Source organism: Streptomyces sp. NBC_01788 (assembly GCF_035917575.1).
GTDB lineage: Bacteria > Actinomycetota > Actinomycetes > Streptomycetales > Streptomycetaceae > Streptomyces.
This window is the reverse complement of record NZ_CP109090.1, coordinates 5,982,408-6,004,045: the sequence shown is the minus strand read 5'-3', so window position 1 is coordinate 6,004,045 and position 21,638 is coordinate 5,982,408. Positions and strand designations below refer to the sequence as shown.

At 71.5% G+C, this 21,638-nt stretch carries 20 protein-coding genes; 2 read left to right on the top strand and 18 right to left on the bottom strand.

What is annotated here, in order from left to right:
• Positions 1 to 7: 7 nt before the first annotated feature.
• The 9 genes from OIE49_RS27165 to OIE49_RS27125 form a co-directional block, all read right to left on the bottom strand.
• Positions 8 to 1,411: an NAD(P)/FAD-dependent oxidoreductase gene (locus OIE49_RS27165; protein ID WP_326804537.1), complete on the bottom strand. Its 1,404-nt coding sequence runs from the start codon at positions 1,409 to 1,411 to the stop codon at positions 8 to 10.
• Positions 1,408 to 2,580 (bottom strand): ABC transporter ATP-binding protein, encoded by a 1,173-nt coding sequence (locus tag OIE49_RS27160; protein ID WP_100570597.1) that lies wholly within the window; start codon positions 2,578 to 2,580, stop codon positions 1,408 to 1,410. Before OIE49_RS27160 ends, OIE49_RS27165 begins: the two co-directional genes overlap by 4 nt.
• Positions 2,570 to 3,361 (bottom strand): ABC transporter permease, encoded by a 792-nt coding sequence (locus tag OIE49_RS27155; protein ID WP_326804536.1) that lies wholly within the window; start codon positions 3,359 to 3,361, stop codon positions 2,570 to 2,572. The genes OIE49_RS27160 and OIE49_RS27155 overlap by 11 nt, the downstream gene beginning before the upstream one ends.
• The gene (locus tag OIE49_RS27150) at positions 3,358 to 4,236 is read right to left on the bottom strand and encodes an ABC transporter permease (protein ID WP_326804535.1); all 879 of its coding nucleotides are present in this window, start codon (positions 4,234 to 4,236) and stop codon (positions 3,358 to 3,360) included. Before OIE49_RS27150 ends, OIE49_RS27155 begins: the two co-directional genes overlap by 4 nt.
• A 3-nt stretch (positions 4,237 to 4,239) precedes the next feature.
• A complete protein-coding gene (locus OIE49_RS27145) occupies positions 4,240 to 5,337 on the bottom strand; it encodes an ABC transporter substrate-binding protein (protein ID WP_326804534.1) in 1,098 nt (365 codons plus the stop codon).
• A 198-nt stretch (positions 5,338 to 5,535) separates the two neighbouring features.
• Positions 5,536 to 6,138 (bottom strand): helix-turn-helix domain-containing protein, encoded by a 603-nt coding sequence (locus OIE49_RS27140; RefSeq protein ID WP_326804533.1) that lies wholly within the window; start codon positions 6,136 to 6,138, stop codon positions 5,536 to 5,538.
• Positions 6,139 to 6,267: 129 nt separating this feature from the next.
• Positions 6,268 to 7,497, bottom strand: coding sequence for an arginine deiminase (locus OIE49_RS27135; RefSeq protein ID WP_326804532.1), 1,230 nt, complete (start codon positions 7,495 to 7,497; stop codon positions 6,268 to 6,270).
• Positions 7,498 to 7,606: 109 nt separating this feature from the next.
• Complete coding sequence (locus tag OIE49_RS27130) at positions 7,607 to 10,159, bottom strand: polynucleotide kinase-phosphatase (RefSeq protein ID WP_326804531.1); 2,553 nt, start codon at positions 10,157 to 10,159, stop codon at positions 7,607 to 7,609.
• The gene (locus tag OIE49_RS27125; protein ID WP_326804530.1) at positions 10,156 to 11,640 is read right to left on the bottom strand and encodes a 3' terminal RNA ribose 2'-O-methyltransferase Hen1; all 1,485 of its coding nucleotides are present in this window, start codon (positions 11,638 to 11,640) and stop codon (positions 10,156 to 10,158) included. The genes OIE49_RS27130 and OIE49_RS27125 overlap by 4 nt, the downstream gene beginning before the upstream one ends.
• Before the next feature lie 291 nt (positions 11,641 to 11,931).
• Between OIE49_RS27125 and OIE49_RS27120 the strand changes: the two genes are divergently transcribed.
• Complete coding sequence (locus OIE49_RS27120) at positions 11,932 to 12,402, top strand: NUDIX hydrolase (RefSeq protein ID WP_326804529.1); 471 nt, start codon at positions 11,932 to 11,934, stop codon at positions 12,400 to 12,402.
• A gap of 28 nt (positions 12,403 to 12,430) precedes the next feature.
• On the opposite strand, the gene OIE49_RS27115 is transcribed toward OIE49_RS27120, so the two are convergent.
• The 4 genes from OIE49_RS27115 to OIE49_RS27100 all read right to left on the bottom strand — a co-directional run bounded on the left by OIE49_RS27115 (position 12,431) and on the right by OIE49_RS27100 (position 14,908).
• Positions 12,431 to 13,354: an LLM class F420-dependent oxidoreductase gene (locus tag OIE49_RS27115; protein ID WP_326804528.1), complete on the bottom strand. Its 924-nt coding sequence runs from the start codon at positions 13,352 to 13,354 to the stop codon at positions 12,431 to 12,433.
• A gap of 42 nt (positions 13,355 to 13,396) precedes the next feature.
• Positions 13,397 to 13,903 (bottom strand): DUF6099 family protein, encoded by a 507-nt coding sequence (locus OIE49_RS27110; protein ID WP_326806340.1) that lies wholly within the window; start codon positions 13,901 to 13,903, stop codon positions 13,397 to 13,399.
• 185 nt (positions 13,904 to 14,088) lie between these two features.
• Positions 14,089 to 14,484: a nucleotide pyrophosphohydrolase gene (locus tag OIE49_RS27105; protein ID WP_326804527.1), complete on the bottom strand. Its 396-nt coding sequence runs from the start codon at positions 14,482 to 14,484 to the stop codon at positions 14,089 to 14,091.
• Between the two features lie 34 nt (positions 14,485 to 14,518).
• On the bottom strand, positions 14,519 to 14,908 hold the full coding sequence (locus tag OIE49_RS27100) for a cell division protein SepF (protein WP_100570608.1): 390 nt from the start codon (positions 14,906 to 14,908) through the stop codon (positions 14,519 to 14,521).
• Positions 14,909 to 15,224: 316 nt separating this feature from the next.
• On the opposite strand from OIE49_RS27100, the gene OIE49_RS27095 reads away from it, so the two are divergent.
• A complete protein-coding gene (locus tag OIE49_RS27095; protein ID WP_326804526.1) occupies positions 15,225 to 16,946 on the top strand; it encodes a hypothetical protein in 1,722 nt (573 codons plus the stop codon).
• 92 nt (positions 16,947 to 17,038) lie between these two features.
• On the opposite strand, the gene OIE49_RS27090 is transcribed toward OIE49_RS27095, so the two are convergent.
• The 5 genes from OIE49_RS27090 to OIE49_RS27070 form a co-directional block, all read right to left on the bottom strand.
• Entirely contained in the window at positions 17,039 to 18,040 is a 1,002-nt protein-coding gene (locus OIE49_RS27090; RefSeq protein ID WP_326804525.1) for a polysaccharide deacetylase family protein, read from the bottom strand.
• Between the two features lie 43 nt (positions 18,041 to 18,083).
• The gene (locus OIE49_RS27085; protein ID WP_326804524.1) at positions 18,084 to 19,100 is read right to left on the bottom strand and encodes a glycoside hydrolase family 11 protein; all 1,017 of its coding nucleotides are present in this window, start codon (positions 19,098 to 19,100) and stop codon (positions 18,084 to 18,086) included.
• A gap of 302 nt (positions 19,101 to 19,402) precedes the next feature.
• Positions 19,403 to 19,981 carry a hypothetical protein gene (locus OIE49_RS27080; protein WP_326804523.1) on the bottom strand — a complete coding sequence of 193 codons (579 nt, stop codon included), beginning with the start codon at positions 19,979 to 19,981 and terminating at the stop codon, positions 19,403 to 19,405.
• Between the two features lie 23 nt (positions 19,982 to 20,004).
• On the bottom strand, positions 20,005 to 20,754 hold the full coding sequence (locus OIE49_RS27075) for an SDR family NAD(P)-dependent oxidoreductase (RefSeq protein WP_100570777.1): 750 nt from the start codon (positions 20,752 to 20,754) through the stop codon (positions 20,005 to 20,007).
• A gap of 47 nt (positions 20,755 to 20,801) precedes the next feature.
• The gene (locus tag OIE49_RS27070; RefSeq protein WP_326804522.1) at positions 20,802 to 21,605 is read right to left on the bottom strand and encodes an SDR family NAD(P)-dependent oxidoreductase; all 804 of its coding nucleotides are present in this window, start codon (positions 21,603 to 21,605) and stop codon (positions 20,802 to 20,804) included.
• Between the last annotated feature and the right edge of the window lie 33 nt (positions 21,606 to 21,638).

Below are 21,638 nucleotides of genomic sequence, written 5' to 3'. Positions count from 1 at the left end.
GCTCCTTTCAGCGTCCGCTGATGACGTTGGCGACGCGTGCGATGACGGAGGTGCGCTCAAGACCGGAGTTCTCGTGCCGGTCGGCGGCGCGGTAGGCGACGTAGAGGCTGCGCACGCCGAGCCAGCGCAGCGGCTCCGGCTCCCAGCCGCGCACCTTGCGGCCCACCCACGGCAGCCGGGTGAGGTCGGTCTGCCGGCCGAGGATCAGGTCGCGCAGGGTGCGTCCGGCGAGGTTGGTGGTGGTCACGCCGTGCCCGACGTAGCCGCCGGCCCAGCCGATGCCGGTCTCCCGGTCCAGGTGGACGGTGGCGCACCAGTCGCGCGGCACGCCCAGCACTCCGGACCAGGTGTGGTCGATCGCGACGCCCTCGGTGGCCGGGAAGTGCTGCCGGAGGATGGCCAGCAGCTGCGTCTGGGTGGCGTCGCGGGTCTCGCCGCGCTGGTCGACGTGGGAGCCGAACTTGTACGGGATGCCTCGCCCGCCGATGGCGATGCGGCCGTCGGTGGTGCGCTGGATGTAGCAGTACGAGTTGGCCTCGTCCCCGATCAGTTCGGCGCCACGCCAGCCGATCTCCTCCCACACGGAGGCGGGCAGCGGCTCGGTGACGATCATGCTGCTGTTCATCGGCAGCCAGACGCGGCGGTGGCCGCGCAGCTCGGCGGTGAACCCCTCCAGCGCCCGGATGACGTGCGACGCCCGGACGGTGCCGTGGGTGGTGACCGCCTCGCGCGGGCGGATCTCGGTGACCTCGGTGCCCTCGTAGATGGCGACGCCCATCCGCTCCACCACGTCGGCCAGGCCCCGGACCAGCTTGGCGGGCTGGATGCGGGCGCAGTGCGGGCTCCACTGGGCGTAGCGGGCGCCGGCCACGCGGACCCGCCGGGCGAGCTGCTCCGCGTCGAGTTCGACCAGGTCGTCCTCGCCCCAGCCCTCGGCGCGGAGCGTGGGCAGCCCTTCGCGCAGCCGCCGCTCCTGGGCGGCGTTGGTGGCGACGTGCAGCAGGCCGTCCTTCTGGATGTCGGCGTCGATGCCCTCCTCGGCGGCGACCCGGACGACCTCGTCGACGGAGGAGAACATCTCCCGCTGCAGGGCGACGGCCGGCTCGCGCCCGTGGGACTTGGCGTAGCGGCGCATCTGGCCGGGCGGTTCGGCGCTGAGCCAGCCGCCGTTGCGGCCGGAGGCGCCGAAGCCGGCGAACTCCTTCTCCAGGACGGCGATCCTGAGGTCGGGCTGGGCCTTCTTGAGGTAGTAGGCGGTCCACAGGGAGGTGTAGCCGCCGCCGACGAGTGCGACGTCGACGTCCAGGTCGCCCGGCAGGGCGGGACGGCGGGCGGGGAGGCCACTCTCCCGGAACCAGAAGGAGACGTCGCCGTTGACGAAGGTGGGGCTGGTGGCGGGAGTGGTGCTCATCGTCCGCTCTCTTCCGCGGCGGCGACCGGGATCCGGTCGCCCGAAGTGGATGGGTGGGTGGTGCCGGAGGGGTCGTCGAGCAGGACGCCTCGTTCGACGTCCCAGACCACGGTGACCTCGTCGCCGTGGCGGACGCCGGAGAGCCGGTCGGCCTGCTCGCGGGCGAGCAGCACGGTGCCGTCGGGCAGGGCGAGTTCGAGCTTGCGGCCGGAGCCCAGGTATATCTCCTGGGTGACTCGGGCAGGCAGCGCGTTGACGCCGGGGGCGACGGGCTCGGCGGCGGGCTGCACCCGCAGGTGCTCGGGCCGGACCACGACGGCGGCCGCGCCGCCGCCGGGCAGCCGGCCGGCGACGCGTACGGTGCGGTCGCCGACCCGCACGCGGGAGTCGTCGCCGTCCGCCTCGACGCGTCCCCGGACGGTGGAGGACTCGCCGAGGAACTCGGCCACGAAGAGGCTGCGGGGCCGTTCGTAGAGTTCGCTCGCGGTGCCGACCTGCTGGATGCCCCCGTCGTCGAAGACGGCGATGCGGTCCGACAGGACGAGTGCCTCCTCCTGGTCGTGGGTGACGAAGACGAAGGTGGAGCCGACCTCCTGGTGCACCCGCTTGATCTCCAGCTGGAGGGATTCGCGCAGCTTCTTGTCGAGCGCGCCGAGCGGCTCGTCCATCAGCAGCACGCTCGGCTCGTACACCACGGCGCGGGCCAGGGCGACGCGCTGCTGCTGCCCGCCGGACAGTTCGCGCGGCCTGCGGTGGCCGTAGCCGCCGAGCCGTACGGTCTCCAGGGCCGCCTCGACCATCGCGGCGCGGCGGGCCTTCGGCACCTTGCGCTGCTTGAGCGGGAAGGCGACGTTCTCCGCGACGGTCATGTGCGGGAAGAGCGCGTAGTGCTGGAAGACCATGCCGATGTCGCGCCGGTGCGGCGGCAGGTCCTGCATCTGCTTGCCGCCGATGGTCAGCGTGCCGGAGGTGGCGGCGGTGAACCCGGCGATGATGTTGAGGGTGGTGGTCTTGCCGGAGCCGCTGGGGCCCAGCAGGGTCATGAACTCGCCCGGTTCGATCACCAGGGAGACGTCGTCGACGGCGACGGAGTCCGCGTACTCCTTGCGCACCTGCGCCAGTTCGATACGGGCTCCGCGCGCCTTGATGAGGCTGGTCTCAGCGGACACGGTTCCTCCTGGCGGTGGCGAAGGTGGCGGCCAGTACGAGCACCGTGGTGAAGACGATGATCAGGGTGGCGGCCGCGGCGATGGTGGGGTCGGTGTCCCGGGTCACGCTGGCGAACATCCTGACCGGCAGGGTCTGCAGGTAGGGGCTCTGGATGAACAGCGAGACCACGACCTCGTCGAAGCTGGTGACGAAGGCGAACAGGGCACCGGAGACGACGCCCGGGGCGATCAGCGGCAGGGTCACCTGCCGGATGGCGCCCCACCGGGTGGCGCCGCAGATCAGTGCGGCGTCCTCCAGGCGCCGGTCGAAGCCGCGCAGGCTCGCCGTCACCGGGATGATCACGAACGGCAGGGCCAGCACGGTGTGGGCGGTGACGAAGCCGAGCAGGGTGCCCAGCAGGTTGTACTGGAGGAAGAGCGCGTACACACCGATGGCGACGACCACGGTCGGCACGATCATGGGGGCCAGCAGCAGCCCGTACGACGCCTTGACCCAGCGTGAGCCGGACCGGGTGAGCGCGATCGCGGCGGCGGTGCCCAGGGCGGTGGCCACCACCGCGACCAGGGCGCCGACCTGGAGCGAGGAGAACAGCGCCTCGGTCCACCGGGGGTCGGTGAAGAAGTTGGTGTACCAGTGGGTGGACCAGCCGCTCGGCGGGAACACCAGGGACGCCTTGTCGGTGAAGCTCAGCGGGATCACCACGAGCGTCGGCGCGATGAGCCACAGGCCCACCAGCACGCTGAACGCCCACAGCGCGATCCGCGCGGGTGCGGTCCTCATCGGGCACCTCCCCGGCCGCGGGTGAGGCGCAGGACGACGCCGACCAGTCCCAGCAGGACCAGTGTCACCGCCAGCAGCACCACGCCCATCGCTCCGCCGCGGCCCCAGGCGAGCAGGCCGTTGACCTGGGTGAAGATCTGCTGCGAGATCAGCGCCTGGTCGGGCGAGCCGAGGAGCGCCGGGGTGACGTAGAAGCCGAGCGAGGTGATGAACACGGTCAGCGCGCCGGCGCCCACCCCGGGCAGCGACAGCGGCACGAACACCCGCAGGAACGCGATCGCGGGGCGCGCGCCCATGCCCTGCGCGGCGTCCAGGAGCCGGCGGTCGATGCCGCTCATCACGGCGTACAGCGGCAGCACCATGAACGGCATCAGAACCTGCGACATGCCGATCACCACGCCGGTGGGGGTGCGGATCAGCTGGAGCGGGCCGAGACCCACGGTGCCGAGGATCTGGTTGACCACGCCGCTGTCCTGGAGCAGCACCACCCAGGCGAAGGTGCGCACCATCAGGCTGGTCCAGAACGGCAGCAGCACCAGCAGCGTGAGCCAGATCCGCGCCCGCGCGCCGACGACGGTCATCAGGTAGGCGTACGGGTAGGAGAGCACGAGGGTCACCAGGGTGACGACGGCGCCGACGGTCAGGGTGCGGACCAGTGTGGCGAGGGCGACGTCGCTGGTGAAGAACCAGGAGTAGTTGGCCGCACCGGGCGTGGGTTCGCTGACGCTGCGCCAGACCATGAGGCCGAGCGGCACCAGGAAGAGCACGGCCAGCAGGACCAGCGAGGGGAGCAGCAGCCATCCCCACCGGCCGCCGGCGCCCTTGCGGGGCCGGCCGCCGGTGGCCGGGGAGGCGATCTCGATCAGGGCTGTCATGGGTTACCGCGCCAGCCAGTCGGACCACTTCTGGATGACCTGCTCCTGGTTCTTCGCCCACCAGTCGTTGTCGACCTGGAGCGCCTGCGCCTGCCGCTCGGGGGTGGTGGTCAGGTACTGCGTGGCGAGCGTGTCGAGCTTGGGCTTGGCGTCGGTGTTGATCGGCGAGTAGGAGGTCAGCTCGGTGAGCTTGGTCTGCTGGGCGGCGCCCAGGTAGTAGTTGATCAGCGCCATGGCGGCCTTGGGGTTCCTGGCACCGACGGGGACGGCGAGGGAGTCGGAGACCGGCAGGAACTGGTTCCACTGCGGGGCGAAGTGGGCGCCGTTCTTGACCGCCGAGTAGGCGCGGCCGGACCACACCATCGCCATGGAGACCTCACCGGACTCCAGCAGTTGCTGGGACCGGGCGCCGGTGTCCCAGAAGACCAGCGAGGAGCGGACGCTCGTCAGCTTCTTCAGGGCCCGGTCGACGTCCAGCGGGTACAGCTTGTCGGGAGCGACCCCGTCGGAGATCAGCGCCGCCTCCAGCGCTCCCGGGGCCGCGTCCGACGCGAAGCCGGGGATCGCGCGCTTGCCGGGGTACTTCTTGGTGTCGAGGAAGTCCGCCCAGTCCTTCGGCGGGTTGTCGCCGAACTTCTTCTTGTCGTACATCAGGACGACGCCGTAACTCATGGCCGGCACGGAGCACTTGTCCTCCGTGCCCTTGGGCAGCTTGGAGGTGTCGACGATGTCCTTGTCCAGCGGCATGAACATCTTGCCGCACTGGCGCTTGGCCCAGAGGGTGTCGGCGTCCACCACGTCCCAGGTGACGTTCTTGGCGTCGACCTGGGCCTTGACCTTGGTGTAGTCGGTGGGCCCGTCGGAGAGGACCTTCGCCCCCGACTCGGAGGCGAACGGCTTGACAGCGGCGGCCTCCTGGCCGTCCTGGTAGATGCCGCCGTAGGAGGTGAAGGTGAGGGTGACGCCGTCGAGCGCGCCCTTCTTCACCTGGCCGGCCACGGCCGGTCCTGGGCCGAGGTCGACGTCAGCGGCGGCCGGGCCGGTGCCGGCGCAGCCGGTGATGGTCAGCAGCAGGGCGCCGGCGGCAGCGGCACACCCCATGATTTTGCGTGATATTCCGGGCATGACTGTCTCCAAGGAGGACGGCGAAGACGCAAGGGGACCGAGAGGGCACGGCGCGCGGGCGCACGGCGGCGGGGCGCGGCGGGGCACCGCGCGGGAAGGGCGCGGCGAGGAGGGGTGCGGCGTACGGGGCTCGGGAGTCGGGTGCGGTGCGGGAAGGAGAGGGGAGCGGGGGAGTCAGTCCGGGGTCGGCGGGCTGATGATCCAGAGGATCTCCGCGGGGTCTTCGTGGTGGTTGACCACGCGGTGCGGCACCGAGGAGCGGTACTCGATGCTGTCGCCGGCCTCCAGGTCATGGGCCCGGCCGTCGAGCTCGACCCGTACGGCGCCGCTGATCACCAGGAGGATCTCCTGGGAGTCGCCATGGGTGTAGGCGTCGTCACCGGTGGAGGCCCCGGGGTCGAACTCGCCCGCGTAGACCTCCAGATGGCTGAGCGGGCGCTGCGAGATGAGTAATTTGCGACTTCCTGGAGCGGTGTGCAGCATCGGCCGGTCGGCCCTGCGCACCACCCTCGGACCGGGCCGGCCGTCCTGGTCGAACAGGTCGGCCACGGTCAGACCGAGCGAGTCGGCGATCCGCCGCAGCATGCCGATGGAGCAGTTCACCTGCCCGCGTTCCAGTTGACTGAGGAACCCGGGGCTGGCCTGCGCCGCCTCCCCCAGGGCCCGCAGCGACATCCGCCGCATCATCCGGTACGCCCGGATGCGGCCCCCCAGCGCCGCGTCGGCGGCACTGTCGGTGTCACCACCGGAGGGTCCCGGCAACGAACGATCAGTCATGAGCGAACACCTGATACTTCTTGAGCGAACACTTTGTTCGCCGGGGTGATACGGACCGTACGCCGACGTGATCTGCGATACAAGACCCTCTTCCCGCCGTCACCGGAACGTGATCCCCCGGGTACACGGCTAACCCGACACCGCCTCCCGGTCGACCGGGCAGCTCATGCAGCGCGGGCCGCCCCTGCCCCGGCCCAGTTCGCTGCCGGGGATCTCGATGACCTCGATGCCCTGCTTGCGCAGGTGGGTGTTGGTGGTGGCGTTGCGCTCGTAGGCGACGACGACGCCGGGTTCGACGGCGAGGACGTTGCAGCCGTCGTCCCACTGCTCGCGCTCGGCCGCGTGCACGTCCTGGGTGGCGGTGAGGACCCGGATCTCACTGAGCCCCAGCGCGGCCGCGATCGCCCGGTGCATGTGCTCCGCCGGATGGTCGGTGACCTTCAACTCCTTGTCCTCGGAGCCCGGTTCGATGGTGTACGAGCGGAGCATGCCGAGCCCGGCGTACTGCGTGAAGGTGTCGCCGTCGATCATGGTCATCACGGTGTCGAGGTGCATCACGGCCCGCCGCTTGGGCATGTCGAGCGCGACGATCGTCCGGGCCGAGCCGGCGGCGAACAGCTTGTGCGCGAGCATCTCGACGGCCTGGGGCGTGGTCCGCTCGCTCATGCCGATGAGCACGGCGCCGTTGCCGATCACGAGCACGTCGCCGCCCTCGATGGTGGACGGGTAGTCGGCCTGCCCCTCGGACCACAGGTGGAACGACTCGTCCCGGAAGAGGGGGTGGTGGCGGTAGATCGCCTCGAAGTGGACGGTCTCGCGCTGCCGGGCGGGCCAGCGCATGGCGTTGATGGACACGCCGTCGTAGATCCAGGCGGAGGTGTCGCGGGTGAAGAGGTGGTTGGGCAGCGGGCGGAGCAGGAAGTCGTCCAGTTCCATGGCGTGGAAGCGCACGGACGTCGGCTCCTCGTGGGCGTCCAGGAACTCCCGCTTGGTCATGCCGCCGACGAGGGCCTCGACCAGTTCGGCGGCGGACAGGCTCTCGAAGGCGGCCCGCAGGTGATCGGTGGCGAGCGGCCCGTACTCCTTCTCGTCGAAGACGCGGTCCAGGACGAGCGAGCGGGCCGACGGGATCTCCATCGCCTCGGTCAGCAGATCGCCGAAGAGGTGCACGGCGACCCCTCGGTCGCGCAGCACGTCGGCGAACCCGTCGTGCTCGGCACGCGCCCGGCGCACCCACAGGACGTCGTCGAAGAGGAGAGCGTCCTTGTTGCTGGGGGTGAGCCTCTTGAGCTCGAGATCGGGCCGGTGAAGGATGACCCGGCGCAGCCGCCCGGCCTCGGAGTCGACATGGAATCCCATGCCTCCATCCTGGCCAACGGCGGCCGGTTTCACCCTCCGCGCACCTGTTTCCACGGCCTCCTTTTTTCGTCACCCTGACGAGAGTCGCCGGAAGCGGCGGGACATCCCGTCACAGACGGGGGTCCACCGGCTCCGACTCCAGCGCGAGCACACCGAACACCGCCTCGTGCACCCGCCACAGCGGTTCGCCGTCGGCCAGCCGGTCCAGGGCCTCCAGACCGAGGGCGTACTCGCGGACGGCCAGGGAGCGCTTGTGGTGGAGGGAGCGGTGACGCAGCCGGGCGAGGTTGTCCGGGCGGGTGTACTCGGGACCGTAGATGATCCGCAGGTACTCGCGGCCGCGGCACTTGATGCCGGGCTGCACCAGCCGGCCCGTCTCGCCGCGCACCAGCGCGCCCAGCGGCTTGACGACCATGCCCTCGCCGCCCCGTCCGGTCATCTCCAGCCACCAGTCGACGCCCGCCCGCACCGACTCCGGGTCGGCCACGTCGACGTACAGACGGCGGGTGGTCTGCAGCAGGCCGGTCGTGTCGTGCTCCACGAGCCGGTCGATCAGCGCCAGTTGCCCGTCGTGCGGCAGTCCGGCCAGGCTGCGGCCCCGCACGGCCAGGATCTGGAACGGCGCCAGGCGGACTCCGTCCAGGCCTTCGGTGGGCCAGCAGTAGCGGCGGTAGGCATCCGTGAACGCGGCCGCGTCGGCGGCCCGTTCGCGCTGCCGGCCCAGCAGGCCCGTCACGTCGACATCGCGCGCCGCGGCTCCCCCGAGGGCGGCCAGGGCGTCCGGGAACACCGCTCCGGAGGCCGCACCGACCGCCGCGTACTGCGAGCGCAGCAGCCCGGAGGCCTTCAGCGACCACGGCATCAACTCGGCGTCGAGCAGCAGCCAGTCGGTGTCGAGCTCCGCCCACAGGCCCGCCTCGGTGGCCGCCGCGCGCAGCCGCCCGAGTATCTCCTCGGTGACCGACGGGTCGTCGAAGAAGGGACGTCCGGTGCGGGTGTACAGCGAACCGGTCGGGCCCTCCACTCCGAACCGGCGGCGCGCCGCCTCCGCGTCCCGGCAGACCAGGGCCACCGCCCGCGAGCCCATGTGCTTCTCCTCGCACACGACCCGGGCCACCCTGTCCTCCCGGTACTGGGCGAACGCCTCCTCCGGGTGCTCCAGGTAGCCTTCCACCTTCGACGTCGCCGTCGGCGCCATGGTGGGCGGCAGGTACGGCAGCAGCCGCGGGTCGACCGCGAAGCGGCTCATGACCTCCAGGGCCGCCGCCGCGTTCTCCTCGCGCACCGCCACCCGTCCGGCGTGCCGGGTCTCGACGCCCCGGCGACCGTGCACGTCACCGAGGTCCAGCGGACGACCGTCGTGCCCGCCGGGTGCCTCGATGCGCAGCGGCCTGGCCGGCTCGTACCAGACGCGCTCGGCCGGTACGTCGACCAGTTCCCGCTCCGGCCAGCGCAGCGCGGTCAGCCTGCCGCCGAACACCGCGCCGGTGTCCAGGCAGATCGTGTTGTTGAGCCATGTGGCCTCCGGGACCGGGGTGTGGCCGTAGACCACGGCCGCCTGCCCGCGGTAGTCCTCCGCCCACGGGTAGCGCACCGGCAGGCCGAACTCGTCCGTCTCCCCGGTGGTGTCGCCGTAGAGCGCGTGCGAGCGCACCCGGCCCGAGGTGCGGCCGTGGTACTTCTCCGGCAGACCCGCGTGGCTGACCACCAGCCGCCCGCCGTCGAGGACGTAGTGGCTGACCAGACCGTCGATGAACTCCCGTACCCGTGCCTTGAACTCCTCGCTCTCCCCCTCCATCTGCGCGATCGTCTCGGCGAGTCCGTGGGTGTGCTGGACCTTGCGGCCCTTGAGGTGGCGCCCGTACTTGTTCTCGTGGTTGCCCGGCACGCACAGCGCGTCACCGGACTCGGCCATGGACATCACCCGGCGCAGCACACCCGGACTGTCCGGGCCGCGGTCGACCAGGTCGCCGACGAACACGGCGGTACGGCCCTCGGGGTGCGTTCCGTCGGCGTAGCCCAACTTGGCGAGCAGAGCCTCTAGTTCGGCGGAGCAGCCGTGGATGTCGCCGATGATGTCGAACGGGCCGGTGAGGTGGGTGAGGTCGTTGAAGCGCTTCTCGGTGACGACCGACGCGTTCTCGACCTCCTCGGCCCCGCGCAGCACGTGCACCTTGCGGAAGCCCTCGCGCTCCAGGTGCCGCAGGGAGCGCCGCAGTTCGCGGGTGTGCCGCCGGATCACCCGGCGCGGCATGTCGGCCCGGTCGGCGCGGGCCGCGTTGCGCTCGGCGCAGACCTCCTCCGGCACGTCGAGCACGATGGCGATGGGCAGCACGTCGTGGCTCTTCGCGAGGTCGATCAACTGACGCCGGGCGTCCTGCTGCACGCTGGTGGCGTCGACGACGGTACGGCGGCCGGCCGCCAGGCGCTTGCCGGCGATGTAGTGCAGCACGTCGAAGGCGTCGCGGGTGGCGCTCTGGTCGTTCTCGTCGTCGGAGACCAGTCCGCGGCAGAAGTCCGAGGAGATGATCTCGGTGGGCTTGAAGTGGCGCCGGGCGAACGTGGACTTGCCCGAGCCGGAGGCGCCGACGAGGACGACCAGGGAGAGGTCGGTCACGGGCAGCACGCGTCCTCCTCGTGCGGGGGTCTGCGTCTCGGTCATGCCGCCTTCGCCTCCTTCTCGCTGTCTCTGCTGTCGTTGGTGGTGCCGAGGGTGAACACGGCCATCTGGGTGGGCGGTCCGACCTCGGGGTCGTCGGGGCCCACGGGGCGGAACCCGACGTCGTAGCCATGGCGTTCGGCCACCGCGCGCGCCCACTGGCCGAACTGCTCACGGGTCCACTCGAAGCGGTGGTCGCCGTGCCGGGCGTGCCCTGCGGGGAGGCTCTCCCAGCGGACGTTGTACTCGACGTTCGGAGTGGTCACGAGGACGGTACGGGGGCGGGCGGCGCCGAACACCGCGTACTCCAGGGCGGGCAGCCGGGGCAGGTCGAGGTGCTCGATCACCTCGCTGAGCACGGCGGCGTCGTAGCTCTTGAGCTGCTTGTCGGTGTAGACGAGCGAGCCCTGCCGGAGCGTGACGCGGGCGGCCTGCCGCTCCCCCATCCGGTCCAGCTTGAGCCGCCGGGCGGCGATGGTGAGGGCCCGTACCGACACGTCGACGCCGACGATCTCGGTGAACCGCGCGTCACGCAGCAGCGCCTGCACCAACTGGCCCTGTCCGCAGCCGAGGTCGAGGACCCGGGCGGCCCCGTGCTCGTGCAGCGCGGCGACGATCGCGTCCCGTCGCCGCACGGCCAGCGGCGTCGGCTTCTCCTCGGTCTCGGTCTCCGCCGCCACGGCGTTGTCGAGCTCCTCGACCCCGCTGTCGTCGGCCTCGGCCAGCCGCAGCAGCTCCAGGCGCTCCATCGCCTCCCGGGTGAGCGACCAGCGGCGTGAGAGGTAGCGGCTGGTGATGAGCTTCTGCTCCGGGTGCGCGGGCAGCCAGCCCTCGCCTGCCCGGAGCAGCTTGTCGACCTCGTCGGGGGCGACCCAGTAGTGCTTGGCGTCGTCGAGGACGGGGAGCAGGACGTAGAGGTGGCGCAGCGCCTGGGCGAGGGTGACCGCCTCCGACTCCAGCACGAGCCGCACGTACCGCGAGTCGCCCCACTCGGGGAACTCCGGGTCCAGCGCGACCGGTTCGGCGGAGACCGTCCAGCCGAGCGGCGCGAACAGGCGGTGCACGAGGGCGGGGCCGCCGCGGGCGGGGAGCGCGGGGACCTCGATGCGCAACGGGCGGGGCCGGTCCGGGAGTTCGGGGCGCGCCCGGCACACCCCGCGCAGGGCGCTGGAGAAGACGGCGCTCAGCGCGACCGCCAGCAGCGAAGAGGCGGCGTAGGGGCGGTCGTTGACGTACTGCGCGAGCGTCGCGTCGGGGGCGCCGCCGCGTCCCTTGGCCTTGCCGCGTCGGACCAGGGCCACCGTGTCGACCTCCAGGAGCAGCGCCGCCGTGCACTGCTGATCGTCCGCCTCGGGGTAGAGGACGTGCGCGGTGCCGTAGGAGGTGGAGAACGCCTGCGCCTTGCCCGGGTGCTTGTGCAGCAGGAAACCGAGGTCGGTCGCCGGGTGTTCGGGCGTGCCGGTGGTGGAGATGGTCAGGAACATGCGGAGGGCCTCTCCGGCTGGATGGACGGCTGCGGTGCCGGGTACGCCGGAGCCCCCGAGGACCGTGATCCCGGGGGCTCGGCAGGACGACGTCCTCACCTTCGCACAGGGGGCCGGACCTGTGCCTTCCAATATTCGCCGCCCACTTCCCCCTGGCCGCGGCGTCGTTGTCAGGGGGCAGGAGAAACAGCCGGTACCGGCGCGGCCGGGCCGAGACCGCGGCCGCGGGGGTGCCGGCCGAGAGCGTCCGGGAGGCGATCAGTGGTGGAGTGGATGCCGCGGGAGGAATGGGTGAGGACGCAGCCGCAGGCGCTCCTCGCCGCGTGTGTGGTGGTGCTGGACGGCGACGGCCGCGTCCTGCTCCTGCGCTACGGCTCCGGTCAGCCCGGGGCGGGCAGTTGGTGGCTGCCCGGCGGGATGCTGGACCACGGCGAGGACCCCTGGACCGCGGCCCGGCGGGAGATGCGCGAGGAGACGGGCCTCGAACTCGGGCCGGTGCCAAGGCTGATCGGCGTGGACCACCGCGTGGACGTGCTGGGCACAGGCCCGGTCCTGGACTGCTTCTTCTACGGCGGGACGCTGCCCGACGGCGCGGACACGGCCGTGCGGCTCAGCGCCGAGCACGACCGGCACGGCTGGTTCGCTCCGGCCGATCTGCCCGGCGCACGGCTCGTCGCCGGTGTCCAGACCCTCACCGCGCTGCACGAGGCGGCGCTGAGCGCCTCGGCGGTGTGCCTGCGGGAGGGCAGCCCGTGGGCGTGACCCAGGGCCGCCCTGACCGCGAGGGACTCTAGGACAGCTGCGACTGCACCTGACTGGAGATCAGTTCCAGGTGGTCCAGGTCGGCCAGGTCGAGGATCTGGAGGTAGATCCTGCCGGCGCCGATCGCGGCGTAGTGGCCGATCCTGTCGACGACCTCGGCCGGGGAGCCGGCCAGTCCGTTGGCCTTCAGTTCGTCGACCTCACGGCCGATCGCGGCGGCACGGCGGGCGACCTCCTGGTCGTCCCGGCCGACGCAGACGACGAGCGCGTTGGAGTACGTCAGGTCGTCGGCGCCGCGGCCGGCCGCCTCGGCGGCTGCCCGGACCCTGCCGAACTGCCGCTCGCTGTCCTCGACAGAGGCGAACGGCACGTTGAACTCGTCGGCGTACTGGGCGGCGAGCCGCGGCGTGCGGGTCGCTCCGAGGCCGCCGACGAGCACCGGGACCTTCGCCTGCGCGGGCTTCGGCAGCGCGGGCGACCCGGTGAGCTCGTAGTACGTCCCGCGGAAGTCGAAGGTCTTGCCGGCCTCCGTCGCCCACATCCCGGTGACGATGGCCAGTTGCTCCTCCAGGCGGCCGAACTTCTCCTTCGGGAAGGGGATCCCGTACGCCTTGTGCTCCTCCTCGAACCAGCCCGCGCCCAGGCCCAGTTCGACCCGGCCGCCGGACATCCGGTCCACCTGGGCGACCTGGACGGCGAGGACGCCGGGCAGCCGGAAGGTGGCGGCCGTCATCAGGGTGCCGAGCCGGATGCGCTTGGTCTCGCGGGCGAGTCCGGCGAGGGTGATCCAGGCGTCGGTGGGTCCGGGCAGGCCGTCCACGTCGCCCATGTGCAGGAAGTGGTCGGAGCGGAAGAAGGCGTCGAACCCCAGGTCCTCCGTGGCCTTCGCCACGGTGAGCAAGGTGTCGTAGGTCGCCCCCTGCTGGGGCTCGGTGAAGATGCGGAGATCCATACCCCCATCCTGCACGCCGGCCGGCCGGCCGGCGCGGGGGCCTCACCGGGGCCCGCGGCCCTCCCGCCCCCGGTCGGGTGAAATCGCCTCCTTCTCCGGCGGCACCGCCTCCCGTGCGGCCAGTTTCCGCACCATCTCGCGGACCCGGTCCCGGGACTCGTCCGCCGCGTCGATCGCCTCCATGCACTGCCAGTACATGGCCTCGTCGGCGGCCGAGCTGGCGACGCCGACGAGCGCGATGCCGGCCTCGCCGAGCAGGACGTCCAGGTTCAGCAACACCTGCCGGGCGTCGTCGAGTTCGGTGAGCCGGGCCGCCCGCAGGTCCGCCGGATCGAGGTCCGGCGCGCCGAGTACGCCGCAGCCGCGGCCCGCCAGTTCGGTCAACCCCAGTGCCTCGCCCCGCAGTTCGGGCGGTCCCGAGACGGCGAGGCGGCTGCCGATCGCCTGCGCCAGGGCCTGCGCCTGCCACACCTCGGTCACGATGGCGGGGATCTCGTCGCTGCCCGCCAGGGCACGCCTGCTCGCCAGGATGAGCCGCACCGCGTCCATGCGCTGCCCCCGTCTGTCCCGACGTGCTGTTCGCACGTCCGCCCGAACACCCTTGTTCACTACCCAGAGTGAAGGCGCTTGGGGCGAAAGGCCAGAGGAAGGCGGAAATCTGCGGACAACAAAACGGTTTCGGCCGGATGAACGAATTCGGAGAGTGACAACGGAGAGTGGGCTTCCTCCCCTCTTCACTCAGCCGAGCCTTCCGATCCCCCAGATCCCCGCGATTCCTCCGATTCCCCCGGCTTGCCCGGCACCGGGAACCGCCGCTCGTTCCGGTCGATCTTCGCCGCCAGTGCCGCCAACGGATCGACCCCGAGCACCTCGCACAGTTGCAGCAGGTACGCGAGGACGTCCGCGACCTCGTCGCGGACGCGGTGCGCCGCCTCCGGGTCGGCCATGACGCCGGCCGACTCCTGCGGCGTCATCCACTGGAAGATCTCGACCAGTTCGGACGCCTCCACGCTGAGGGCGGCGACCAGGTTCTTCGGTGTGTGGTACGGCTGCCATTCGCGCGCCGCGGCGAACTCCGCCAGCCGCCGCTGCAACCCGGCCAGATCCGGACCTTCGGATTCCTCAGTCACGGCACCAGGTCTACCACTGGCGCGGAACCGGCACTCACCGGCCCGGAACCGCCGCGCCCGGCATGAGTCCGCTCACCTCGGTGCCGGGCGGCGTGAGCAGGAAGACATTGCGGTCGACGCGGTGCATCCCGCTGCTCAGCCCGAAGACGACGCCGGTGCTGAAGTCCAGGACCCGCTTGGCGACCTCACCCTCGGCGCTGGTGAGGTCGAGAAGTACCGGGACGCCCGCCATCAGGGTCTCGGCGACGTCACGGGCGTCCGCGAACACATTGACCCGCAGAACGACGAAGCGACGGCGCGCCTCCGTCGTCGCCTCCGGAGGCACCCGGTGGTCCACCGCGGACGGCCAGGCGTCGCGGCCGCGCAGCGGGACGACCTGGGCGAGCCCCTCCCACTGCTCATCGGTGACGTCGCGCCTGTTCATCGGCGCCCCCTGCCCTGACTCGCTTGCCTCACCTGCACCACTCAATTCTTACGCCAAGTCACCCTTTCGGCCCAACAGCGACACGGTGCGCGACAAGAGGTCTCGAGAGTGTCCGAAAGAGGCATCTTCTCAACCCATATGGATCGCCAGCGACACGCAGCTTGACCGTTTCCTGCCGGAAAGGGGCTTCTTACCGCGTTCACACCGGACTCTTCACCCCTCGCCACACGCCGCTCACCGGATCCGATTACCTTCGCATGTCGTGCACTTGGCAGAACAACAGCTGGTGGCACCCGGTCGGCGGACACTGTCGGCGGTGTCCGCCCCGGAACCGCCGGCTCAGTGGCATCGCGTCCTGACACTGCTGGCCGTCGTCAGTCTCTTCATCGGCACCCGGACGGCGTGGACACAGGCCGCGTCCCGGCTGCTCCCCGTCGCCGGCGTCATCTCGCTGTGCTACGCCTCGATCCTGGTCTGCGGGGTGCTGGCCCTGGTGGTCCGCCGGACGCGGTCCCTGGCCCGCGTGGACCTGTGCGTGCTGCTGACCGCGGTGACGTTCGCCCTGTGCACCTGGGTCCTGAACCACGCGGGCGGCGACGAGGCCGTCCTCACCTCGCAGGCGGCGAGGGAACTGGTCGCGGGGCACCCGGTGTACGGGCAGCCCTGGCCCTGGCTCTTCCACGGCCACGTGGCGCTCACCCCCACCGTGTACGGCGGCTACGACTACACCTACGGCTACCCCCCGCTGGCGGTGCTGCTGACCGCGCCCCTGCTGTGGCTCGGGCACGGCGGCGCCCCCGCGACGGCGGTGAGCACGGGCGCACTGATCGTCGGCACGGTCCTCCTGTGGCGGATGCTGCCGCCCCGGTGGCGCCCGGCGGCCACCATGGTCTGCCTGGGCTTCGGCTTCCTGCCGACCTACGGGCGCCTCGGCTATCCGGCGATCCTCGCCCTGGCGCTGCTGATCCCGGTGGTGGTGCGCTGGCCCCGGATCGGTCAGGGCGGGCGGCTCGGCGCGGCCGGCCTGGCCCGCGCCGCGTGCCTGGGAGCGGCGTGCGCGACGCAGCAACTCCCCTGGTTCGTGACCCCGTTCCTGCTCGCCGGGATCTACGCGGTGCGCCGCGGCGAACTCGGCCACCGGCAGGCCCTGTCGGTGCTGCTCCGGGTGCTCGGGACCGCCGTCACCGTATGGCTGCTGATCAACGCGTACTTCATCGTGCACGAGCCGGGCGACTGGCTGCGCGGCGTCGCGTTGCCGCTGACCCAGGGCGCGGTGCTGCACGGACAGGGCCTGATGGACGTCTCCCTGTACTTCACCGACGGCAGCGACCGCCTGGACTGGTACTCGCGTGCGAGTGTGCTCCTCGCCGCGGGCCTGCTGGCCCTGTTCGTGCTCTTCGTACGGCGGCTCGGCCCGGCGGCGACCGTGCTGCCCTGGTGCGCCTTCTTCCTGGCGACCCGCTCCCAGGACGGCTACTACCTGATGATGACCCCGCTGTGGCTCGCGGCCGTGGTCACGGCGCCGTCCACGGAGTTCACGCGGGCCTGGCAGCCCCGGCCGCGCCCGCTGTCGGGACCTCACCGGCGCCCGGCCCGGATCGCGGCGGCCGGGCTCCTGGTCGTACCCGCGCTGCTCAGCGCGGCCTTGGCGGTGACGGGCAGGCCGCCGCTGGCCATGCGGGTCACGGGGGTGCAGCGGTCCTCCGCCCGGCACGTCTCCCTGCTGAGCCTCCAGGTCACCAACACCGGCGGCGACCGGCTCACGCCCCACTTCATGCTCACCACGAGCCAGGGCTCGGGCAGGTTCTGGTCCCTGGCGAAGGGTCCGGCCACGATCCCCGGCCACTCCACCGCCCGCCTCGAACTGCGGCCCCCCGGCGGCAGGTACACCGTCCCCCGGCGCGGTGTCCGCATCCGCCTGCGCGCGTTCACGGCCACCCCGCAGACGCTGTCGAGCCAGGACATCTCGCTGACGGCACCGAAACCGACGGCGCCGAAGCCGACCGCACCGAAGCCGAGCGCGCCGAAGAAGGGTTGAGCGCGCGGGGGCCCGCTTCCGGTGGCCCCCGCGCGCGCCAACCGCGAACCGCCGGTGGCGCGGCGGCCGTGGTCCGCCGCGCCACCGGACGACTAACTGGTACTGCAGGAGACCGTGGGCCAGGTCCAGGCGCCGTTGGTCTGAACGGTCACACCCCAGTTGTTGCCGTTGCCGTTGGGCTTCGCCACCAGCACCTGCGAACTCGGGTAACTCGCGCTGATGTTCCAGGTCGCGATGATCTTCTCCGGCGACGGAACGTTCATCGTCACCGTCCAGTTGCTCGAACCGCTCACCGACACGTTCAGGTTGTACCGGTCGCTCCACTGCTGACCCGCCGACAGCGTCGCGGTGCACCCACCGGTGCCACCACCACCACCGCCGCCGCCACCGCCGGAGCCGCCTCCGTCGGGGGCCACGGCGCGGCCCGTCTGCGGGGAGATCATGCCGGAGCACAGGCTCTTGGAGGCCAGTGTCTGAGCGATCCGCGGGATCGCCGCGAGCGTGTTGGCGGGCCACTCGTGCATGAGGATGATCTGGCCGTTGCCCAGCCGGGAGACGGCCTGCACGATCGCGTCGGTGCTCGCGTTGTTCCAGTCCTGCGAGTCGACGTCCCAGATGATCTCGGTCAGGCCGTACTTGGCCTCGACCGACTTCAGCGTGGAGTTGGTCTCGCCGTAGGGCGGCCGGAACAGCTTCGGCGTACCACCGCCCGCGGCGGCGATGGCCTGCTGGGTCCGGGAGAGTTCCGAGTCGATCTGCGACTGGCTCTGCTGGATCAGGTGCGGGTGGGTGTAGCTGTGGTTGCCGACCCACATGCCGGCGTCCACCTGGGCCCGTACCTGGGCCGGGTAGGAGGCCGCGAACTGACCCTCGTTGAACATCGTGGCCCGCAGCCCGTTCTGCTTCAGCGCGTTGAGCAGGGCCGGGGTGTGGTCGTTGGACGGCCCGTCGTCGAAGGTGAGCCCGACGTAGCCGTTGCAGGTGGCGGCGTACGACGGAGCGGCTTCGACGGTGAGGGAGCCGGCCACGGCGAGCGCCGCGACGGCCAGTCCCGCGACCAGGGACCGGAGTGACGCAAGTGGTCTGGTACTCATGCGGCTTGGGACCTTTCTGGAGAGGTCTTCGGTGTCGGCCGGGTCAGCTCGCACTGCAGGAGACCGTGGGCCAGGTCCAGGCGCCGTTGGTCTGGACGGTCACTCCCCAGTTGTTGCCGTTGCCGTTGGGTTTGGCCACCAGCACCTGCGAACTCGGGTAACTCGCGCTGATGTTCCAGGTCGCGATGATCTTCTCCGGCGACGGAACGTTCATCGTCACCGTCCAGTTGCTCGAACCGCTCACCGACACGTTCAGGTTGTACCGGTCGCTCCACTGCTGACCCGCCGACAGCGTCGCGGTGCACCCACCGGTGCCACCACCACCACCGCCACCACCGCCGCCGGTGCCGCCGCCGCCGGAACCGCCGTCGCTCACGGTGACGTTGGAGTTGCCGCTGCTCTGGTAGCCCTCGGTCGCGAGGATCATGTAGTTGAAGCTGCCGAGCTTCATTCCCTTGCTCGCCCAGGCGTCGAAGTGGTTTCCGGTGGTGATGGTTCCACCGGTCTTCTTCGACTGACGGACGCTCCAGTACTGGTCGAAGGTCCGAGTGCCCTCGATGGAGGGGGCGTTGACCCGCGTCGTCTTGTAGATGTCGTACGTGCCGCCGTCGCTGGTGACGGTGCCCATGAACGTTCCGGTGGGCCGGTAGGTGCCCCAGTTGTCGACGACGTAGTACTCCACGAGCGGGTTGGTCGTCCACCCGTAGAGGGCCAGGTAGGCGTTGCCGGACGGGTTGAAGCTGCCCGAGTAGTTGACCGCCTTGCGGCCGCCGGTGGCCCAGCCCTTGCCGGCCACGAAGTTGCCGACGTTGCTCCACTGGGTGCTGTAGCCGCCGCCGGAGCCGAGGTTCATGGAGACCGAGCCGCCGCCGTCGGTCCAGAACGAGTAGTAGTAGCCGTTGTTGGTGCCGGTCTGGTTCGAGGTGATGACCGTGTCGGCGCTGGCGGTGCCCGGCAAGGTCATCGCGGCCATGACAACCATGGCGGCGGCACAGAGGCTCCTGATGAACCACGTGAAGCGACCGCGTCTGCGGCCGGTCGTCCGGACGAGCGTGTTCATGTCCGTGCTTCCTCCTCGTGAAGGTGGTGGGGGGCGGGCAGCACGACAGGACCTCGCGGAACAGCCGGCTGCCAGGAGGTGACGCAGCGGTGTGAAGTGTTGAGCCGGGTCCGACGGGTGTCAACAGTTTCGGTCGGAATTTCGAAACGTTCGCTCGACCTCGAAGCCCAAAGGAAGCATGTTTTTCCTGCTCAGAGCCATAGAGGCCTGATCCTTCCGGGCGAGCCCGACGAGGCCTCCAGGCACTAGATCAACTGGAAGGCCGACACCTTCGAAAGTTTCGACGGCGTCGGCCCAGCCCGCTACAGCCCGTCCGCGGGCGTACGCACCACCTGATGGCAGTCCATCAGATGCCGGGCCGCACCGGCCGCGCCGACTCCGCCGACCAGGATCGCGCCCCCGCGCTCCGGGCCGGCCGGGCCGGCCTCCAGGACCGTGGCCCGTACGGCACCCGCCCCGATCTCCACCAGTACGGTGCGCGCCCCGCCGGAGTCGGGGAGGGTGACCTCCAGCGAGGCGTCCGGTTCGGTCCGGGCCACGGCGGCGCACCACACCGCGACCGTGGCCGGGTCCCAGCCGCCGGGCACCTCGACGGGCAGGGTGGCGGCCGGGCCCCGCAGCGGCCGCCAGCCCGCCGGCCGTGCGCCGCGTTCGGCGGCCGCACGCCACAGCGTGTCCAGGTCCGCCGCGTGCACGGTACGGCCGACCCGGTCGGCGAGCAGGTATCCCGCGGACAGCCAGGCCCGGACCCGCAGTCCCGATCCGGGCCCCAGGAGTCGTTCGGTCCGCGCCGCGCGGGCGGCCAGCACCGAACGGCCGGGCGGGGCGAGGACGTCCTCCCAGCGCGGTACGGAACGGCCCGCGCCGCAGGCTCCGCACATCGTGGCTCCCTCCTGTCGGGGCTTCAGGGCATGATGTCGCCGCTGTTGGGTCCGAGGGTCTGCCCCACGTAGAGGTTGCCGCCCGGATCACTGGCCAGCAGCACGGCGGTGGGGGCGACCTCCGCCGGGACCCCGAACCGGCCGAGGGGCAGCTCGGCCTGCTTGGCCTGCTTCCAGTCCTCGCTGATCCCCTCCACCAGCGGGGTGAACACCGGGCCCGGAGCGATCGCGTTGACCAGCACCCCGTGCGGGGCGACCTCACGGGCGAGGGCCTTGGTCAGCCCGATGACGCCGGCCTTGGCGGCCGAGTAGTGCACGAGGCCCTCGCCCCCCTTGATGCCCAGCTGGCTGGCGATGTTGATGACCCGGCCGCTGCCGCGGGCGACCATGTGCGGCACCGTCCACCGGCAGCACAGGAAGACGCTGCGCAGGTCGATCGCGATCATCTCGTCCCAGGTCTCGACGTCCATCTCGACCAGCGGGACCTCGGTGAGGATCCCCGCCGAGTTGACCAGGACGTCGGGCGCGCCCAGTTCGGCCACACAGCTCTCCACCATGTGCCGGGTCTGCTCCGCGTCGGCCACGTCGACGACCGCGGTGGCCGTCTCCGTCCCCTGCGCCGCGTAACGCTCGGCCAGCGCGGTCAGCCGGTCGGCGTCGCGGTCGGCCAGGAAGAGCCGCGCGCCCTCGGCCGCGTAGGCGTCGGCGATCGCCGTGCCGATGCCGCTCGCCGCGCCGGTCACCAGGGCGACCTGATCCTGGAGGACTCCCATGCCGTTCACCTTTCCGCGCTGTTCCGTGTCCTGCCGCCGCCGCGCCGTCACTCCGGCCACCGGACCGTCAGACCGCCGTCCACGACCAGTTCCTGGCCGGTGATGTACGCGGCGTCGTCGCCGGTGAGGAAGCGGATCGCGCGGGCGACCTCGTCGGCGTGGCCCACCCGGCCCGCCGGGATGCTCCGGCCGGCCCGCTCCAGCCCCGCGCGGCCCAGCGAGTTGGCCTCGTCGAGCGACTGCGGGGTCTCGATCAGCCCGGGGATGACGGTGTTGACACGGATGCCGCGCGGGGCGAGTTCGGTCGCCAGCGACCGGCACAGGCCCAGTACCCCGCTCTTGGCGGCGGCGTAGTGGGCGTGATCGTCCCAGCCGTAGACCCCGCCGGCGATGGAGGAGACCGCCACCATGGCACCGGGGCCGGTCATCACCGCGGCGGCGGAGCGGAAGGTGCGCAGCACCCCGGTCAGGTCGACCGAGAGCATGTCGTTCCAGGCGTCGTCGTCGAGTTCGGCCAGGGCGGCCCGGCGCAGCACTCCGGCTCCGGCTACGGCGATGTCCAGCCGCCCGTACGTCTCCACGGCGGACCGCGCCAGGGCGTCGACCTGCTCGCTGTCCCGGACGTCGACCGCGACCGCGGTGCACCGGCCGCCGGCGGCCTCGACCAGCCGTATGGTCTCCTCCGCGCTGTGCGGGTCCTTGGGGTAGAAGCCGACGACGCTGTCGGCCCCGGCGCGCGCGTACGCCACGGCCAGGGCGCGGCCGATGCCGCTCGCGCCGCCGGTGATGACGGCCACCTTGCCGGCCAGCCCGTCGTCGCGGACCGGTGCGGTGTGTTCGCTGGAGGGCATGTCCTGCCTTTCGTGGGGTTTCCGGTGCGTGGC

Excerpts from the sequence above, each read along its gene's own strand:
- OIE49_RS27165 (WP_326804537.1), bottom strand. The coding sequence starts at position 1,411 with ATGAGCACCACTCCCGCCACCAGCCCCACCTTCGTCAACGGCGACGTC.
- OIE49_RS27155 (WP_326804536.1), bottom strand. The coding sequence starts at position 3,361 with ATGAGGACCGCACCCGCGCGGATCGCGCTGTGGGCGTTCAGCGTGCTG.
- OIE49_RS27150 (WP_326804535.1), bottom strand. The coding sequence starts at position 4,236 with ATGACAGCCCTGATCGAGATCGCCTCCCCGGCCACCGGCGGCCGGCCC.
- OIE49_RS27145 (WP_326804534.1), bottom strand. The coding sequence starts at position 5,337 with ATGGGGTGTGCCGCTGCCGCCGGCGCCCTGCTGCTGACCATCACCGGC.
- OIE49_RS27140 (WP_326804533.1), bottom strand. The coding sequence starts at position 6,138 with ATGACTGATCGTTCGTTGCCGGGACCCTCCGGTGGTGACACCGACAGT.
- OIE49_RS27135 (WP_326804532.1), bottom strand. The coding sequence starts at position 7,497 with ATGGGATTCCATGTCGACTCCGAGGCCGGGCGGCTGCGCCGGGTCATC.
- OIE49_RS27130 (WP_326804531.1), bottom strand. The coding sequence starts at position 10,159 with ATGACCGAGACGCAGACCCCCGCACGAGGAGGACGCGTGCTGCCCGTG.
- OIE49_RS27125 (WP_326804530.1), bottom strand. The coding sequence starts at position 11,640 with ATGTTCCTGACCATCTCCACCACCGGCACGCCCGAACACCCGGCGACC.
- OIE49_RS27115 (WP_326804528.1), bottom strand. The coding sequence starts at position 13,354 with ATGGATCTCCGCATCTTCACCGAGCCCCAGCAGGGGGCGACCTACGAC.
- OIE49_RS27110 (WP_326806340.1), bottom strand. The coding sequence starts at position 13,903 with ATGGACGCGGTGCGGCTCATCCTGGCGAGCAGGCGTGCCCTGGCGGGC.
- OIE49_RS27100 (WP_100570608.1), bottom strand. The coding sequence starts at position 14,908 with ATGAACAGGCGCGACGTCACCGATGAGCAGTGGGAGGGGCTCGCCCAG.
- OIE49_RS27090 (WP_326804525.1), bottom strand. The coding sequence starts at position 18,040 with ATGAGTACCAGACCACTTGCGTCACTCCGGTCCCTGGTCGCGGGACTG.
- OIE49_RS27085 (WP_326804524.1), bottom strand. The coding sequence starts at position 19,100 with ATGAACACGCTCGTCCGGACGACCGGCCGCAGACGCGGTCGCTTCACG.
- OIE49_RS27080 (WP_326804523.1), bottom strand. The coding sequence starts at position 19,981 with ATGTGCGGAGCCTGCGGCGCGGGCCGTTCCGTACCGCGCTGGGAGGAC.
- OIE49_RS27075 (WP_100570777.1), bottom strand. The coding sequence starts at position 20,754 with ATGGGAGTCCTCCAGGATCAGGTCGCCCTGGTGACCGGCGCGGCGAGC.
- OIE49_RS27070 (WP_326804522.1), bottom strand. The coding sequence starts at position 21,605 with ATGCCCTCCAGCGAACACACCGCACCGGTCCGCGACGACGGGCTGGCC.